We start from the raw sequence: 15,789 nt of genomic DNA, 5'->3' as shown, positions 1-15,789 counted from the left end.
GCTTGCGGCCCATCCGTTCGGCCCACCGGCTCCGAAGGGACGGGTGAGGGGTCGCGAGTGACCAGGGAGACGGGATGAGGGGAGCGTCGGGGATGAGCGGGGACGCGGGGCGGTCCGGCGGACGGCCGCGGACGGCGGTGATCGGCGCCGGGGTGTCCGGGCTGACGGCGGCGTACGTGCTGCGGCGGGCGCACGACGTGACGCTGTACGAGGCGGCGGACCGGCTGGGCGGGCACGCGCACACCCACGAGGTGAAGGGGCCGGACGGGGAGGTGCGGGCGGTGGACTCGGGGTTCATCGTCCACAACGACCGCACGTACCCGCTGCTGAACCGGCTCTTCGGCGAGCTGGGGGTGACGGTGCGGGACACGGTGATGAGCATGTCGGTGCGGTGTCCGGGGTGCGGTCTGGAGTACGCGGGGGCGAAGGGGCCGCGCGGGCTGTTCACCCGGCCCCGGTCGGTGGTGGACGCGGCGTACCTGCGGATGCTGGCGCGGGTGCCTGCCTTCCACCGGGCCGCGCGCCGGTTGCTGGCCCGGCCGGCGGCGCCGGGGGGCCCGGAGGTCACGCTCGGGGAGTTCCTGCGGGCGGAGGGCTTCGACGCGCATTTCACGGCGCATTTCGCGGCTCCGCTGGTGGCCTGCGTGTGGTCCTGTCCGGCGGGCACGGCGCTGCGCTATCCGGCCCGCTACCTGTTCCGCTTCCTGGACCACCACGGGCTGCTGTCGATCACGGGTTCGCCGCGGTGGCGGACGGTGGTGGGCGGTTCGGCCGCGTACGTGGAGCGGCTGCGGCGGGAGCTGCCCTCGGTGCGGGCCGCGACCCCGGTGCGGTCGGTGACCCGGCTCGGCGGGCCGGGGGCGCCGGACGGGGTGGAGGTGCGGACGGCGGACGGGGCCGTGGCCCGGTACGACGCGGTGGTGATCGCCGTGCACGCGGACCGGGCGCTGGAGTTGCTGGCGGATCCGACGCCGGCCGAGCGGGGGACGCTGGGCGCGTTCGGGTACTCGCGCAACGTGACGGTCCTGCACACCGACGACTCGGTGCTGCCGCGTTCGGCGGGGGCGCGGGCCTGTTGGAATCTGCTGTTGCCGGGTTGTCTGCCCGATTCCGGGCAGGTGCGGGTCAGCTACGACATGAACCTCTTGCAGGGCCTGGACGGTCCGCGGACCCACGTGGTCTCGCTGGGCGCGCGGCCCGGTGAGATCGACCCGGGGACGGTGATCGCCCGGATGGAGTACGAGCACCCGGTGTACACGCCGGAGTCGGTGGCCGCGCAGGTCTCGCTGCCGGGGCTCTCCGGGCCCCGGGTGGCGTTCGCGGGCGCCTACCACGGATGGGGTTTCCACGAGGACGGCTGTCGCTCCGGGGTGGCCGCCGCCGAGGCGCTGGGGGTGCGGTGGTGAGCGCGGCGCGGGCCGCCCGGCCGTCGCGGGCGGGGGTCTCGTACCGGTACCCGGCCGAGGTGGTGCACGTGCGGACGGGGCCGGCGGAGCGGGTGCCCTACCGGCTGCGGCAGCGGCTGACCCTGTGGCTGGTGGACGTGGACCGGCCGCCCCGGCTGCCGGGGCCGCTGGGCCGGCTGATCGGTTTCGACCCGCGCGATCACCTGGACCGGCGGGGGCCGGACCTGCGGTCGGCGGTGGACCGCTTCCTGCGGGCCCGGGGCCTGGAGCCGGTCTCGGGGCCGATCCGGATGCTGGCGCAGGCGCGGGTGCTGGGGCGGGTCTTCGACCCGTTGACGGTGTTCTGGTGCCACGACGCGGACGGGGCGCTGCGCTGGGTGCTGGCGGAGGTGCGCAACACCCACGGCGAGCGGCACTGCTACCTGCTGGACCCCGGGCAGGCCGGGGCCGGGGCGGGCCCGCCGGCGCCGGTTCCGGTTCCGGTTCCGGTTCCGGTTCCGAAGGAGTTCTACGTCTCGCCGTTCCTGCCGCTCGCCGGCGGCTACCGGATGCGTCTGCCGCTGCCCGGTGAGCGCCTGGCGCTGGCGGTGCGGCTGGACACCCCGGACGGGCACCGGCTGACGGCCACGGTGCGCGGCGGGCGGACCCCGGGCGGGCGGGCCGCGCTGGCCCGGGCCCTGCCGGCGGGGCCGTGGGCGGCGGTCTCGGTGCCGTTGGGCATCCGCTTCCACGGCGTCCGGCTCTGGGCGCGCGGGATCCCCGTGCGCCCTCGACCTCGACACACGACGCAGGAGGGTCTGAAGTGACCGTGGAACAGACCGGCCGGGCCGGTGCGCCGATGACGATGCCCGTGCCCCGGGACCGGCGGGGCGGGTCCCGCGCGGTGGTGGTGGACGCGGAGCTGTGGCCGGACGTGGCGCGGGTGCCGGCGTGTTCGGCGGCGCGGGCCCGGATCGGGGCGCTGGTGGTGCGGCGGGCGCTGGCGCGGTTGCCGTTGACGGTGCGCTGGGGCGGGCGGGAGACGCTGGGGCTGGGCGGGCCGGTGTTGCGGGTGCGGGATCCGGGGGCCTTCGTCCGGCGGATCGCGACCACCGGGTTGATCGGTTTCGGGGAGTCCTATCTGGCCGGGGAGTGGGAGGCCGAGGACCTGCCCGGGGTGCTCACGGTGTTCGCGCGGGACGTGGCGACGCTGGTGCCGGCGCCGTTGCAGCGGCTGCGGGGCTGGTGGGCGCCCCGGCCGCCGGCGGCGGAGCGCAACACCCCGCGCGGGGCGCGGGAGAACATCCGCCGGCACTACGACCTGTCGAACGAGCTGTTCGCGGAGTTCCTGGACGAGACGATGACCTATTCGGCGGCCCTGTTCCCGCCGGAGCCGGACCGTCCGCTGACGGCGCGCGGGTTCGGGGAGCTGGCGGCGGCCCAGCGGCGCAAGATCGACGCCCTGTTGGACGCGGCGGGGGTCGGGGCGGGTTCGCGGGTGCTGGAGATCGGCACCGGCTGGGGCGAGCTGGCGCTGCGGGCGGCCGGGCGCGGGGCCTCGGTGGTCTCGGTGACCCTGTCGCGGGAGCAGGCCGCGCTGGCCCGGGAGCGGGTGGCGGCGGCCGGGTTCGCGGACCGGGTGGAGGTGCGGATCGAGGACTACCGGGAGGTGTCGGGGTCCTATGACGCGGTGGTGAGCGTGGAGATGGTGGAGGCGGTGGGGGCGGAGTACTGGGAGGAGTACCTGCGGGTGCTGGACCGGCGGTTGGCGCCGGGGGGCCGGGTGGCGGTGCAGGCGATCACGATGCCGCACGAGCGGATGCTGCCGACCCGGCGCAACCACACGTGGATCCACAAGTACGTGTTCCCGGGCGGGATGATCCCGTCGGTGCGGGCGCTGACCGAGGCGGCGCGGGAGCACACGGGGCTGCGGCCGGTGCAGTGCACGGCGTTCGGGCCGCACTACGCCCGGACCCTGGCGCTGTGGCGGGAGCGGTTCGGGCAGCGGGCGGAGCGGGTCGCGGCCCTGGGCTTCGACGCGACGTTCCGCCGGATGTGGACCTTCTACCTGGCCTATTCGGAGGCCGGGTTCGCCTCGGGGTACCTGGACGTGCACCATCTGGTGTTCGCGCGGCCGGCGGAGTTCGCGGCCGGGGCGGGGGGCGGGTCGTGACCGGCGCGGCCCTGGGCGCGGTGACGGCGTGGGCGGCGGGGGCCGCGCTCGTGGTGTTGCTGGGCGCGTTCGCGGTGGGGGCGGCGCGGGGGCTGCACCGGGTGGTGGACGTGGCCTGGGGGCTCGCGTTCGCGGCCGTGTCGGGGGTGGTGTTCGCGGTCTCGGCGGGGGCGGGGGATCCGGGGCGGCGCTGGTTGTTGTGGGCGCTGCCGACGGTGTGGGGGGTGCGGTTGGCGGCGCACATCGCGTGGCGGAGCCGGGGGCACGGGGAGGATCCGCGCTACGAGCGGATGCTGGGACGGGTGCCGGCGCGACGACGTACCCGCTACGCGTTGCGCAAGGTGTACCTGTTGCAGGCGGCGCTGGTGTGGTTCGTCTCGGCGCCGATCCAGGTCGGGGCGGTGGCCGAGGGCGCCGGCCCGGGGGTCCTGGCCTGGGTCGGGGTCGGGGTGTGGGCTCTGGGGGTGGTCTTCGAGGCGGTGGGGGACTGGCAACTGGCCCGGTTCAAGGCGGATCCGGCGCACCGCGGGATGATCATGGACCGGGGGCTGTGGTCCTGGACCCGGCACCCGAACTACTTCGGGGACTTCTGCGTCTGGTGGGGGATCTGGCTGGTGGCGGCGGACGCGGGGTGGGAGCCGGCGCTGATCTCGGTGGCCGCCCCGCTGCTCATGACCTTCCTGTTGACGGCGGGCAGCGGGAAGGCACTGCTGGAGCGGCACATGGCGGACCGGCCGGGCTGGGCCGAGTACCGGGCGCGGACCAGCGGGTTCTTCCCCCGGCCGCCGCGCCGGGGACCGGTGGGGGACGCCGTGCGCTGAGCCCCGCTCCCGCACCGGCTCGCACATCCGTCCCGCCATCCGGATGAATGTGCGGGCCGGCGCGAAACGGAGGTCGGCGCCGATTGTCGTACGGGTATGACGACTACACCGGTACGCAGTTCGTTCCGTCTCCCCGGTCGCGCGCCGGCGCTCCCCGCGCCCGCCGAACGCGAGCGGTTGCGGGCGGCCTGGGGGCTCAGTCGGGCGCAGGTGGCCGACGCGTTCGAGGTGCACGCGTCCACCGTGCGCTCCTGGGAGACGGGCCGCAGCGCGCCGCGCGGGGCCCGGCGGGAGGCGTACGCGCGCTTCCTGGCCGGCCTCGCCCAGGGCGCGCCGGCGCCGGCCGGGGACTCCCCCGGCGAGGGCGGTCCCGACGCCGGGTCCGGCCCGCTGGTGCCGCACCCGGCCGGACCCGGCGGCACGGCCCTGCCGGCGCGGGCGGAGCTGCCCGCGGCCCGCCGGGGCGGTCCCGCCGTCCCCGGAGCGACCCCCGCTCCCCCGGCGCCCGCGCCGAGCGCCCGGCCGGTGACGGAGGTGCCGGCGCTGCTCCTGACCCGGCCGGACCCGGTGGCCGAGGTGCGGCGGCGCAGGCTGCGGCGGATGGCGGCGGCGGTGTCCGTGTGGATGCTCTTCCTCTACCTGTGGCAGGCCCTGCCCCTCGGCTGAGCACGAGGAGGGGCGCGCACGGGAACAGCACCCGGAAGAAAAGTGTGGATCCGGGCAATCCGGACAGGTGCACAGGGTCGAATGAAAGATGTGACGTCCATCACACACCCCCATGGGAGAGGACTCGTCATGAACCTCCGCACCCGCTGCACCGTGCTCGCCCTCAGCGGCGCCTTCGCCGTCCCGCTCGTGCTCGCCGCCCCCGGCGCGGCCCTCGCGGACACCGGAACGCCCTTCGGGCCCGCCTGCGCCTCCGTACCCAAGGAGGGCGCGGGCAGCCTGGACGGGATGGCGAAGGACCCGGTGGCCACCGCCGCCTCGCACAACCCGGCGCTGTCCACCCTGGTCTCGGCCGTCAAGAAGGCCGGCCTGGTCGACACCCTGAACAACGCGAAGGACATCACCGTCTTCGCGCCGACCAACGAGGCATTCGCGAAGATCCCGAAGGCCGACCTGGACAAGGTGCTGAACGACAAGGCTCAGCTCACCAAGGTGCTGACGTACCACGTGGTGGGCCAGAAGGTGACGCCGATGCAGCTGGCCAACGGCTCGTTCGCGACCCTGGAGGGCGGAAAGCTCACCACGAAGGGCTCCGGAACGGACTTCACGGTGAACGACACGGCCAAGGTGGTCTGCGGTGACGTGCACACCGCCAACGCCACCGTGTACCTGATCGACACCGTGCTGATGCCCGGGATGTGAGGGCCCGGGAACCGACGGGGCGTCCGCCCGCACGGCGGACGCCCCGCCCGCGCGCGAGCGTTCCGGCCCGCGGTGAACTCCGCGGGCCGGAACGCTCGCGAAACCTGACATCCTGGGTGGGACAGGACGAAACCGGAGCGACAGGGACGGACAGCACGGGATGATCGCGGTCATATTCGATCTCGACGGCACGCTGGTGGACAGCGAACCCAACTACTACGAGTCGGGTCGCCGCACCCTGGAACGCCACGGGGTCACCGACTTCACCTGGGAGGACCACGCCGAGTACATCGGCATCGGCACCCTGGAGACACTGGAGATCCTGCGCGACCTCCACGGCATCGAGACCCCCGTCGAGGTCCTGCTGGCCGAGCAGAACGCCGCCTACCTGGAGCTGGCCCGCACCGCCACCCCCGTCTTCCCGCAGATGCGCGCCTTCGTGGAGGGGCTGCACGCGGCCGGGGTGCCGATGGCGGTGGCCTCCGGCTCCTCCCGCGCCGCGATCGACGCGGTCCTCGACGGCACCGGCCTGTCCGAGCTGCTGACCACCGTGATCTCCGCCGAGGAGGTCGAACGGGGCAAGCCCGAACCCGACGTGTTCCTCGCCGCCGCCGAACTGCTCGGCACCGACCCCGCCGACTGCCTGGTCCTGGAGGACGCGGTGCCCGGCGCGCTCGCGGCCAAGGCCGCCGGGATGAGCTGCGTCGTGCTGCCCTACACCGAGCGCAGCGCCGAGGACCCGGCCTTCGCCGACGTGACCCTGCTGGTGCGCGGGGGCCAGGACGCCTTCGACGCGGCCGAGATGCTGGACTGGTTCGCGGCCCGCCGCACCGAACCGGTCCGCGACTGACCCACCCCGCACCAGGCCCCGAGCACGAGGCCCCGCCCCGGAACCCACCCGGCGCGGGGCCTTCGCCGTGCCACGGACCGGATTGTTTCGGCCGGGCCGGCCGAAAGCCGTTCGTGAAGTCCGTGTGTCCAGGCCGGTCGGGCCGTTGACCGGCCGGCGCGGGGCCGGCTACCTTCGGCGACATGTCGCGTACAGCCCTGCTCACCACGCGCGGTCACATCGACCTGCTGCGGGTGGCCTCCGCCGCCTGTTGTCGCGGTCGCTGACGCCCCTGTTCACGTCGCCCCCGGCGTCGGGGGGCGCCCGCGCGGCGCGACCGTGACGATCCACGGACCCCGCCGCCCCCGCCGACCCCGCGGACCCGCCCGGTCGGCGTCCCCGCACCTCTCTTCGTCACGCCCCGTCCCCTCGGACCCCGGGCGGGCCCCCGCGCGCGGCGACCCGCGCCGTTCCGGCGTGCCCCGGGACACCGGGCCCGCGCCGCCACCTCATCCGGAGCCGCCATGACCATCGGTCACGCCCCACCCGAAACCGCCGCGACCGCCGCGCCCGGCGCCGCCGACCCGCTCGCCCCCGCCGCCGACCCCGCTCCCGCGAAGGCCGCCGCCCCGCTGGTCGCCGTGGTGCCCTCCTCGGCGCGGCGGCGGTCCGTGCCGCGCTGGATCCGTCGGCTCAGCGGCCCGCTGGCCCTGCTCGGGCTGTGGCAGCTCGCCGGGGTGCTGGGGTGGCTGCCGGAGGAGACCCTGGCCCCGCCGGCCCGGATAGCCGCCGCCGGAGTGGAGCTGATCGCGGACGGCACCCTCCCGGAGGCCATGGCGGTCTCGCTCCAGCGGGTCGTGATCGGCCTGGCCGTGGGCGGGGTGATCGGCACCGGACTGGCCCTGCTCTCGGGCCTGTCCCGGCTGGGCGAGGACCTGATCGACGCGAGCGTGCAGATGCTGCGCACGGTGCCGTGGGTCGGCCTGATCCCGCTGTTCATCATCTGGATGGGCATCGGGGAGGCCCCCAAGGTCGCCCTCATCGCGCTCGGCACCGCCTTCCACCTGTACCTCAACGTGTACGCCGGGATCCGGGGCGTGGACGAGCAGTTGATCGAGGCCGGCGGCGCCCTGTCGCTGGGGCGCTGGGGGCTGGTGCGGCACGTGGTGCTGCCGGGGGCCCTGCCCGGGTTCATGACGGGGCTGCGCTACTCGCTGGCCACGGCCTGGCTCGCGCTGGTCTTCGGCGAATCGATCAACGCGGACGCCGGCATCGGCTTCCTGATGAACCAGGCCCGCGAGTTCTTCCGCACCGACGTGATCGTGGTCTGCCTCGTGGTCTACGCCGTCCTCGGCCTCGTCGCCGACCTCGCCGTCCGCACTCTCGAAAGGCTGTTGCTGCAATGGCGACCGACGTTCACGGGCCGCTGACCGCCCCCGCTCCCGACACCGACGCCGCCGACTCCGTGCGCGTCACCGGGCTGACCCGCGCCTTCGACGGCCGGGCCGTCATCGACGGCCTCGACCTCTCGCTGCGCGCCGGGGAGTTCACTGCCCTGCTCGGGCGCAGCGGCTGCGGCAAGTCCACCCTGCTGCGGGTGCTGGCCGGTCTCGACCGGGAGATCGAGGGCTCCGTGCTGGTCTCCGCCCGCAAGGCGGTGGCCTTCCAGGCACCCCGGCTGATGCCGTGGAAGCGGGTCTGGCGCAACGTGGTGCTGGGGCTGCCCGGCCGGCCGGACCGGGAGCGGGCCGTGGCCGCGCTCACGGAGGTGGGCCTGGAGCACCGGGTGGACGCCTGGCCCAAGACCCTCTCCGGCGGCGAGGCCCAGCGGGCCTCCCTGGCCCGCGCGCTGGTCCGCGAACCGGATCTGCTGCTGCTCGACGAACCCTTCGGCGCCCTGGACGCGCTGACCCGCATCAAGGCCCAGCGGCTCGTCGCCGAACTGTGGCAACGACGCGGCTGCGCCGTCCTGTTGGTCACCCACGACGTGGACGAGGCACTGCTGCTCGCCGACCGCGTGCTGGTGATGGACCAGGGCCGGATCGCCCACGACACCCCCGTGGACCTGCCCCGCCCGCGCTCCGTGGGCGACCCGGAGTTCGCGGCGCTGCGGGCCCGACTGCTCGCCGAACTCGGCGTGGACTGACCCCGACACCCCCCTCTCTCCCCTCTGCCGTCCGCCCTCTCACAGAACGAGAAGACCACCCATGAGACGACGTTCCGTCCTGGCCCTGGCCGCCGCGCTGCCGCTGTCCCTGGCCCTGACCGCCTGCGGCGCCGACACCGGGGCCGCCGGATCCGCCGACAAGGCCGCGCCCGCCGGGAACGCCGGCGCGAAGGTGACCCTGCGGGTCGGCGACCAGAAGGGCGGGTACGAGTCCCTGCTGCGCGCCGCCGGCGAACTGGAGGGCACCGACTACGCGATCACCTGGTCCACGTTCACCTCCGGTCCCCCGCTGATCGAGGCGATCAACGCCAAGGCCGTGGACGTGGGCGGGGTGGGCAACACCCCGCCGGTGTTCGCCGCCGCCGCGAAGTCCCGGTTCAAGGTGGTCGGCGCGGGCAAGGGCTCGGCGGCCGGGGAGGCGCTGCTCGTGCCGAAGGGCTCCGCGCTCAAGTCCCCCACCGAGCTCAAGGGCAAGAGGATCGCGGTGGCCCAGGGCAGTTCGGCCCACTACCAGCTGATCGCCACCCTGAGGAAGGCCGGGCTGACCCCGTCCGACGTCACGATCAACCACCTCCAGCCCGCCGACGCGCTGGCCGCGTTCAACACCGGCAAGGTGGACGCCTGGGCCGTCTGGGACCCGTACACCGCGCAGGTCCTGGGGACCGGCGGCCGGGTGCTCAGCGACGGCGAGGGCCTCGTCAACGGGCTGACCTTCCAGGTGGCCGCGCCCGCCGCGCTGGAGGACCCCGCGAAGTCCAAGGCCATCGGCGACTTCCTCAAGCGGATCCAGCGCGCCACGGCCTGGGCCGGCGAGCACCCGCGGGAGTGGGCGAAGGTGTGGGCCAAGGAGACCGGGCTGCCCTACGCGGTGGCCCTGGACGCCGTCAAGCGCAGCAACGGCACCCGGATCCCGGTGGCCGTGGACGACGCGGCCACCGCCTCCGAGCAGGCCGTCGCCGACACCTTCGCCGAACTGAAGCTGATCCCCTCGAAGGTCGTCTTCAAGGACTTCGTGGACACCCGCTTCAACGAGAAGCTGCCGCCCTCCACCACCGCGCCCCGCACGATCGCCAAGGAGTCCTGATGACCGTCCGCCTGCACTGGTTCCTGCCGACCGGCGGGGACGGCCGCACCCTCGTGGACCGGCACGCCTACGCGCACAACACGCGGGCCGCCGGGGTCCGCGAGCCCGACGTGGAGTACCTGGCCCAGATCGCGAAGGCCGCCGAACGGCTCGGCTTCGAGGCCGTGCTGACCCCCACCGGCACCTGGTGCGAGGACGCCTGGCTGACCACCATGGCCCTCTCCCAGCACACCGAGCGGCTCAAGTTCCTCGTGGCCTTCCGGCCCGGGGTGATCGCGCCCACCCTCGCGGCGCAGATGGCCGCCACCTTCCAGCGGGTCTCGCGCGGCCGGCTGCTGCTGAACGTGGTGACCGGCGGCGACTCCGCCGAGCAGCGCCGGTTCGGCGACCACCTCGACCACGACCGCCGCTACGAGCGGACCGCCGAGTTCCTGTCGGTGGTTCGCGGGGTCTGGGGCGGCCGGCCCTTCGACTTCGCCGGGGAGCACTACCAGGTGGAGGGCGGGATCACCGCGATACCGCCGGACCCGCTGCCCGAGATCTTCTTCGGCGGGTCCTCGGCGGCGGCCGGGCCCGTCGCCGCCGAGCACGCCGATGTGTACCTGACCTGGGGCGAGCCCCCGCAGCAGGTGAAGGAGAAGATCGACTGGATCCGGGAGCTGGCCGCCGAGCGCGGCCGGACCGTCCGGTTCGGGATCCGGCTGCACACCATCTCGCGGGATTCCGCGAAGGACGCGTGGGGGGCCGCCGACCGGCTGCTCGACGACCTGGACGAATCCGACATCGCCACCGCCCAGCACCTGCTGGGGCAGAGCGAGTCGGTGGGCCAGCAGCGGATGCTGGCGCTGCACGGCGGGTCCCGGGACAAGCTGGAGATCTCCCCGAACCTGTGGGCCGGGGTGGGTCTGGTGCGCGGCGGGGCCGGCACGGCACTGGTCGGCAGCCACGCCGACGTGGCCGACCGGATCGAGGAGTACCACGCGCTGGGCGTGGAGAACTTCGTGCTCTCCGGCTACCCGCACCTGGAGGAGGCGTACTGGTTCGGCGAGGGAGTGACCCCGGAGCTGCGTTCGCGCGGCCTGCTCGGGGACTGAGCGCCGGGGCCGGGAAGGGTTCGGGGGCGGCGCGGGTTGGTCAGGGCGTGAACGGATTCGCGCAGACCCCCGAACAGGCCGGCGCCCGGGGCGCCGGGGCCGGCTCCCCCGTCCGCGCGGTGGACGTGGTGGTGATCGGCGCCGGCCAGGCCGGCCTCTCCGCCTCGCACCACCTGCGCCGGCGGGCGATCGGGCACGTGGTCCTGGACCACGCGCCGGCGCCCGGCGGGGCCTGGCAGTTCCGGTGGCCGACGCTGACCTGGGAGCGGGTGCACGGGATGCACCCGCTGCCCGGCACCCGGGTGCCGGAGGCGGATCCGGGGCGGCCGTCGGCGGAGGTGATCGGCGCGTACTTCGGCGCGTACGAGCGGGACGAGGGGCTGCCCGTGCTGCGGCCGGCGCACGTGCGCTCGGTGACCGAGGACGGGACCCCGGGGGCGGCCGGGCGGCTGTTGGTGGACTCCGACGCCGGCCGGTTCTCGACCCGGGCGCTGGTGAACGCCACCGGGACCTGGGACCGGCCGTTCCGGCCGTCCTACCCGGGCGCGGACTCGTTCCGGGGCCGGCAGCCGCACACCGCCGACTACCGGGGGCCGGAGGAGTTCGCGGGGCTGCGGGTGGTGGTGGTCGGCGGCGGGACCTCGGCCGTGCAGCACCTGCTGGAGATCGCGCCGCTCGCGGCGTCCGTCCGCTGGGTGACGCGGCGGCCGCCCGTGTTCCACGAGGAGGGCTTCGGGCCGGAGCAGGGCCGGGCGGCGGTGGCGCTGGTGGAGGAGCGGGTCCGGCGCGGGCTGCCGCCGCAGAGCGTGGTGACCGTGACCGGATTGCAGCTGACGCGGGCGGTGCGGGACGGGCTCGCGAACGGGGTGCTGGAGCGCCGGCCGATGTTCGAACGGATCGGGCCGGCCGGGCCGATCTGGGCGGACGGGCACGCGGAGGAGGTCGACGTGATCCTGTGGGCCACCGGCTTCCGGCCCGCGATGGAGCACCTGGCGCCGCTGCGGCTGCGCGAGCCCGGTGGCGGGATCCGGATGGCGGGCACCCGGGCGGCCCGTGACGAGCGGGTGCACCTCGTGGGCTACGGGCCCTCGGCGAGCACGATCGGCGCGAACCGGGCCGGGGGCGCGGTGGCCCGCGAGCTGGCCGCGTTCCTGGCCCGTCCGGCGGTCGCGGTGCCGGCCTGATCAGGGGCGGGGCGGGCCGGCCTTGGCGGCGGCGCGGTTCTTGTTGAACAGCTCGACATTGCGCTGGTGGGCGGCGTAGTCGGCGGCGAACCGGGTGTCCCCGGGGGCCACCGTGACGAAGTACAGCCAGTTCCCGGGGGTGGGGGCGACGGCCGCGGCGAGGGCCTCGGCGCCCGGGTTGTCGATCGGGGTGGGTGGCAGGCCCTGTCGGCGGTAGGTGTTGAAGGGGTGGTCGACCCGGGTGTCGCGCAGGCTGGTGTCGAGGGTGGAGCGGCGCAGGGCGTAGTTGACGGTGGAGTCCATCTGGAGCGGCATGGAGCGGGCCAGCCGGTTGTGGATGACCCGGGCCACCTTCCCCATGTCGGCCTTGTTGTCGGCCTCGGCCTGCACGATGCTCGCCATCGTGGCGATCTGGTAGGGGGTCATCCCGTGGGCCTTGCCGGGGCCGGCCACGGTGGGGGCGGCGATCCGTTCCGTGGCGGTCCGCACCATGTGGGCCAGGAGTCCGCCGGCCGTGGTGCCGTCGGTGAGGGGGTAGGTGGCGGGGAAGAGGAAGCCCTCGGGGTTGCCCTTGGCCTCGGCGGGCAGGGCGGGGCGCAGCCGGGCGGCCTCGGCGGCCGCGCTGCCGGCGGGGAGTCTCAGGGCCCGGTCCACGGCGGCGTACACCTCGGTGGCCCGGCGGCCCTCGGGGACGACGAGGCGGCGGGCCTCGGGGGGCGCGGACGGGGGGTCCCCGGAGTCGGGCAGCAGCAGGATCAGGGCGCCGACGGCCGTGAGGGCGGTGAGGAAGAGGGTGAGCCGGCCGCGGCGGGTGAGCCGGGCCCGGCCACGCCGTGACGGCGGGTGCGGGGGGTGCCGGTATGCGGGGCGCATGTCCGTCACGCTAGCCCGGACAGTCGGACATTCCTCGCACATCGCCCGGGTGCCGGGCGGAATATCGCACCACTCCCCCGAATCCCACGTCCCGGCCGCCCCATGGGACCCGCCCGTCCCACGCGTCTCGTCGGCCCCGCGCGTGCGTCACGGGGTCACGGCGGCCGGGCGCCGCCCGCGCGGGGACCCGTTCGCGCTCCCGTTCACGCCCCCGTCCGTGCCGTGGTTCGCGCCCTCGTCCGAGGGGTCCGACGCGCCGGGGTGGGCGGCGGTGTCGGCGTCCCGGCGCACGAGGGCGGCGTAGCGGCCGTCGAGGGCGACCAGTTCCTCGTGCGTGCCGCGCTCCGCGATCCGACCGGCGTCCAGGACCACGATCTCGTCGGCGTCGCGGACGGTGGACAGGCGGTGGGCGATGGTGATCGTGGTGCGGCCGGCCGAGAGGGAGTCGATCGCGCGCTGCACGGCGTGCTCCGTGTGGGTGTCCAGGGCGCTGGTGGCCTCGTCCAGGAGCAGCACCGGCGGGTCGCGCAGGATGGTGCGCGCGATCGCCAGGCGCTGTTTCTCGCCGCCGGAGAAGCGGTGGCCGCGTTCGCCGACCAGGGTGTCGTAGCCCTCGGGCAGGGAGGCGATGTGCTCGTGGATCTGGGCGGCGCGGGCGGCGGCCTCGATCTCCTCGTCGGTGGCCTCGGGCTTGGCGAAGCGCAGGTTGTCGGCGACGGAGGCGTGGAACAGGTAGGTCTCCTGGGAGACCACGCCGACGGCGCGGGCCAGCGAGTCGAAGTCCAGGTCGCGCACGTCGACCCCGTCGAGGGTGACCCGGCCCTCGGTCACGTCGTAGAGCCGGGGCACGAGCAGGCCGAGGGTGCTCTTGCCGGAGCCGGTGGCCCCGACCACGGCGAGGGAGCCGCCGGCGGGGACGGTGAGGTCGATGTCCACGAGGGTGTCGCGCCGGGCCCCGGTGGTGGCGCCGTCCTTGGTGAGGATCACCCGGGGCGGGTCGCCCGCGCGGCCGGCCGCGTCGGCGGCGGCGTAGGAGAAGCGGACCCGCTCGAAGCGGACCTCGCCCCGGGCCCGGTCCAGGTGAACCGGGTCGGGCCGTTCGGTGATCTCCACCGGCAGGTCCAGGTACTCGAAGATGCGGGTGAACAGGGCCAGCGAGGTCTGGATCTGCACGCCGGTGGAGAGCAGGCTCACGGTGGGCCGCAGCAGGCCCTGCTGGAGGGTGACGAAGGCGACGAGGGTGCCGACCGAGACGGCCGGGGCGCCGGTCTGGAGGGCGATGCCGGCGGCCCAGTAGATCAGGGCGGGCATCGCGGCCATGACGATGCCGATCGTGGACATCCGCCAGCGCCCGGCCATGCCGGAGCGGACCTCCAGGTCCACGAGCCGCTCGGACTCGGTGGCGAAGGAGGAGGTCAGGGAGGAGGCCCGGCCCATGGTGCGGCCCAGCAGGATGCCGCTGACGGAGAGGGACTCGGTGACGTTGGCGGCCATGGTCGCCATCTGGCGCTGGCGCTCGGCGGTGATCTTCTTGCGCTCGTTGCCGACCCGGCGGCTGATCCACACGAAGAAGGGCAGCAGCGCCAGCGAGACCAGGGTGAGCCGCCAGTCCAGCGCGATCATGGCCACGACGGTGGCGATCACGGCGGTCAGGTTGGAGACCAGGGAGGTGGCGGTGGAGGTGACGGTGGCCTGCATGCCGCCGATGTCGTTGGCGATCCGGGACTGCACCTCGCCGGTGCGGGTCCGGGTGAAGAAGGCCAGGGACATGCGCTGGAGGCGGGCGTAGACGGCGGTGCGCAGGTCGTGCATGACCCGCTGGCCGACGGTGGTCGAGATGAAGGTCTGGAGCACTCCGAAGACGCTGGTCATCACGGCGGTGGCGATCATGCCGAGGGCGAGCAGGCTGAGCAGCCCGGTGCGGCCCTGCGGGATCGCGACGTCCAGGATCTCGCGCAGCAGGAACGGCGAGGCCACGGTGACCAGCGAGGACGCGCCGACCAGCAGGCCGACGAGGCCCAGCCGGCCGCGGTAGGGGCGGAACAGCCGGGCTATTCGGCGCAGCTCGCGCGGGCGCTCCGCCGGGGCGGGGCCGCGGGGGTCGAGGGGACGGTTGGGCGGCGTCCACTGCGGTTCGTCGTGATGCACAGGCACCCTCCTCGGTCTGATTCTTCCACGCAAACAAAGAGGCTAGCTCATTGTTACCTATACTCACAATGAGCCTGCTCCTGATAGGGTGCGGGCCATGAGTCCCTCTCCCGCCGGCGCCCCCGCCGAACACCCCGCGTCCGGCCCCTGCCCCGAGTTCCCTTCCGGCCCGCGGGCCGAGGCGGACGCGGACCCGGACGGCGCGCTCGCCGAGGAACTGCTGCGGCTCACCAAACGCCTGCACCGCGCGCAGAAGCGCCGCATGGAACCCCTGGGCATCACCCCCGCCCAGTCCCGGCTGCTGCGCCTGGTCGCCTACTGGGAGGGCCCCCAGCCGCCCCGGATGGCCGACCTCGCGGCCCGGCTGGAGGTCGTGCCCCGGGCCGTGACCAGCCTCGTCGACGCCCTGGAGGGGGCCGACCGGGTGCGCCGGGCCCCCGACCCCGCCAACCGCCGCGTGATCCGGATCGAGCTGACCGACGCCGGGCGCGCCACGCTGCGCGAGCTGCGCAACGCGCGGACGGACGCGGCGGAGGAGATCCTTGCACCATTGACCGCCGACCAGCGCGACCTGCTGGGCGGCCTGCTGAGCGCGCTGGCCGACACCCCGGCCGGCGGCCGTCGGCACTGACCCGGGACGCGCACACCGGCCGCGGGGCCGAC

General features: G+C 74.9%; 16 protein-coding genes. 14 read left to right on the top strand and 2 right to left on the bottom strand.

Going from position 1 to position 15,789, the window contains the following annotated elements; genetic code table 11:
* Window positions 1-92: 92 nt before the first annotated feature.
* The 13 genes from ACN20G_RS25035 (at window position 93) to ACN20G_RS24975 (ending at window position 12,105) form a co-directional block, all read left to right on the top strand.
* Entirely contained in the window at window positions 93-1,406 is a 1,314-nt protein-coding gene (locus ACN20G_RS25035) for an NAD(P)/FAD-dependent oxidoreductase (protein WP_424215064.1), read from the top strand.
* The gene (locus ACN20G_RS25030; RefSeq protein ID WP_424215063.1) at window positions 1,403-2,212 is read left to right on the top strand and encodes a DUF1365 domain-containing protein; all 810 of its coding nucleotides are present in this window, start codon (window positions 1,403-1,405) and stop codon (window positions 2,210-2,212) included. The genes ACN20G_RS25035 and ACN20G_RS25030 overlap by 4 nt, the downstream gene beginning before the upstream one ends.
* Window positions 2,213-2,244: 32 nt before the next feature.
* Complete coding sequence (locus tag ACN20G_RS25025; protein ID WP_424215673.1) at window positions 2,245-3,558, top strand: class I SAM-dependent methyltransferase; 1,314 nt, start codon at window positions 2,245-2,247, stop codon at window positions 3,556-3,558.
* Window positions 3,555-4,379, top strand: coding sequence for a DUF1295 domain-containing protein (locus ACN20G_RS25020; RefSeq protein ID WP_424215062.1), 825 nt, complete (start codon window positions 3,555-3,557; stop codon window positions 4,377-4,379). The genes ACN20G_RS25025 and ACN20G_RS25020 overlap by 4 nt, the downstream gene beginning before the upstream one ends.
* 96 nt (window positions 4,380-4,475) lie before the next feature.
* On the top strand, window positions 4,476-5,045 hold the full coding sequence (locus ACN20G_RS25015) for a helix-turn-helix domain-containing protein (protein ID WP_424215061.1): 570 nt from the start codon (window positions 4,476-4,478) through the stop codon (window positions 5,043-5,045).
* Window positions 5,046-5,174: 129 nt separating this feature from the next.
* Window positions 5,175-5,747: a fasciclin domain-containing protein gene (locus tag ACN20G_RS25010; protein WP_424215060.1), complete on the top strand. Its 573-nt coding sequence runs from the start codon at window positions 5,175-5,177 to the stop codon at window positions 5,745-5,747.
* A 160-nt stretch (window positions 5,748-5,907) separates the two neighbouring features.
* Window positions 5,908-6,597, top strand: coding sequence for an HAD family hydrolase (locus ACN20G_RS25005; protein WP_424215059.1), 690 nt, complete (start codon window positions 5,908-5,910; stop codon window positions 6,595-6,597).
* Window positions 6,598-6,779: 182 nt separating this feature from the next.
* Window positions 6,780-6,863, top strand: coding sequence for a putative leader peptide (locus ACN20G_RS25000; RefSeq protein WP_424215672.1), 84 nt, complete (start codon window positions 6,780-6,782; stop codon window positions 6,861-6,863).
* A 237-nt stretch (window positions 6,864-7,100) separates the two neighbouring features.
* Entirely contained in the window at window positions 7,101-8,006 is a 906-nt protein-coding gene (locus ACN20G_RS24995; RefSeq protein WP_424215058.1) for an ABC transporter permease, read from the top strand.
* Window positions 7,979-8,722: an ABC transporter ATP-binding protein gene (locus tag ACN20G_RS24990; RefSeq protein WP_424215057.1), complete on the top strand. Its 744-nt coding sequence runs from the start codon at window positions 7,979-7,981 to the stop codon at window positions 8,720-8,722. Before ACN20G_RS24995 ends, ACN20G_RS24990 begins: the two co-directional genes overlap by 28 nt.
* A gap of 61 nt (window positions 8,723-8,783) precedes the next feature.
* Window positions 8,784-9,827: an ABC transporter substrate-binding protein gene (locus ACN20G_RS24985; protein WP_424215056.1), complete on the top strand. Its 1,044-nt coding sequence runs from the start codon at window positions 8,784-8,786 to the stop codon at window positions 9,825-9,827.
* Entirely contained in the window at window positions 9,827-10,921 is a 1,095-nt protein-coding gene (locus tag ACN20G_RS24980) for an LLM class flavin-dependent oxidoreductase (RefSeq protein ID WP_424215055.1), read from the top strand. Before ACN20G_RS24985 ends, ACN20G_RS24980 begins: the two co-directional genes overlap by 1 nt.
* A gap of 119 nt (window positions 10,922-11,040) precedes the next feature.
* Entirely contained in the window at window positions 11,041-12,105 is a 1,065-nt protein-coding gene (locus tag ACN20G_RS24975) for an NAD(P)-binding domain-containing protein (protein WP_424215671.1), read from the top strand.
* Here the strand turns inward: ACN20G_RS24975 and mltG are convergent, their stop codons facing one another.
* Both mltG and ACN20G_RS24965 read right to left on the bottom strand, forming a co-directional pair.
* The gene (gene mltG, locus ACN20G_RS24970) at window positions 12,106-12,978 is read right to left on the bottom strand and encodes an endolytic transglycosylase MltG (RefSeq protein WP_424215054.1); all 873 of its coding nucleotides are present in this window, start codon (window positions 12,976-12,978) and stop codon (window positions 12,106-12,108) included.
* 147 nt (window positions 12,979-13,125) lie between these two features.
* The gene (locus ACN20G_RS24965; protein WP_424215053.1) at window positions 13,126-15,126 is read right to left on the bottom strand and encodes an ABC transporter ATP-binding protein; all 2,001 of its coding nucleotides are present in this window, start codon (window positions 15,124-15,126) and stop codon (window positions 13,126-13,128) included.
* A 97-nt stretch (window positions 15,127-15,223) separates the two neighbouring features.
* Here ACN20G_RS24965 and ACN20G_RS24960 point away from each other — a divergent pair, with 97 nt between their 5' ends.
* Complete coding sequence (locus tag ACN20G_RS24960) at window positions 15,224-15,757, top strand: MarR family winged helix-turn-helix transcriptional regulator (protein WP_424215052.1); 534 nt, start codon at window positions 15,224-15,226, stop codon at window positions 15,755-15,757.
* Window positions 15,758-15,789: the final 32 nt, after the last annotated feature.

Origin of the sequence: Streptomyces dryopteridis (assembly GCF_049606955.1) — a bacterium.
Lineage (GTDB): Bacteria > Actinomycetota > Actinomycetes > Streptomycetales > Streptomycetaceae > Streptomyces.
The sequence above is the reverse complement of the archived record's forward strand: the minus strand, read 5'-3'. Positions and strand labels throughout refer to the sequence as shown.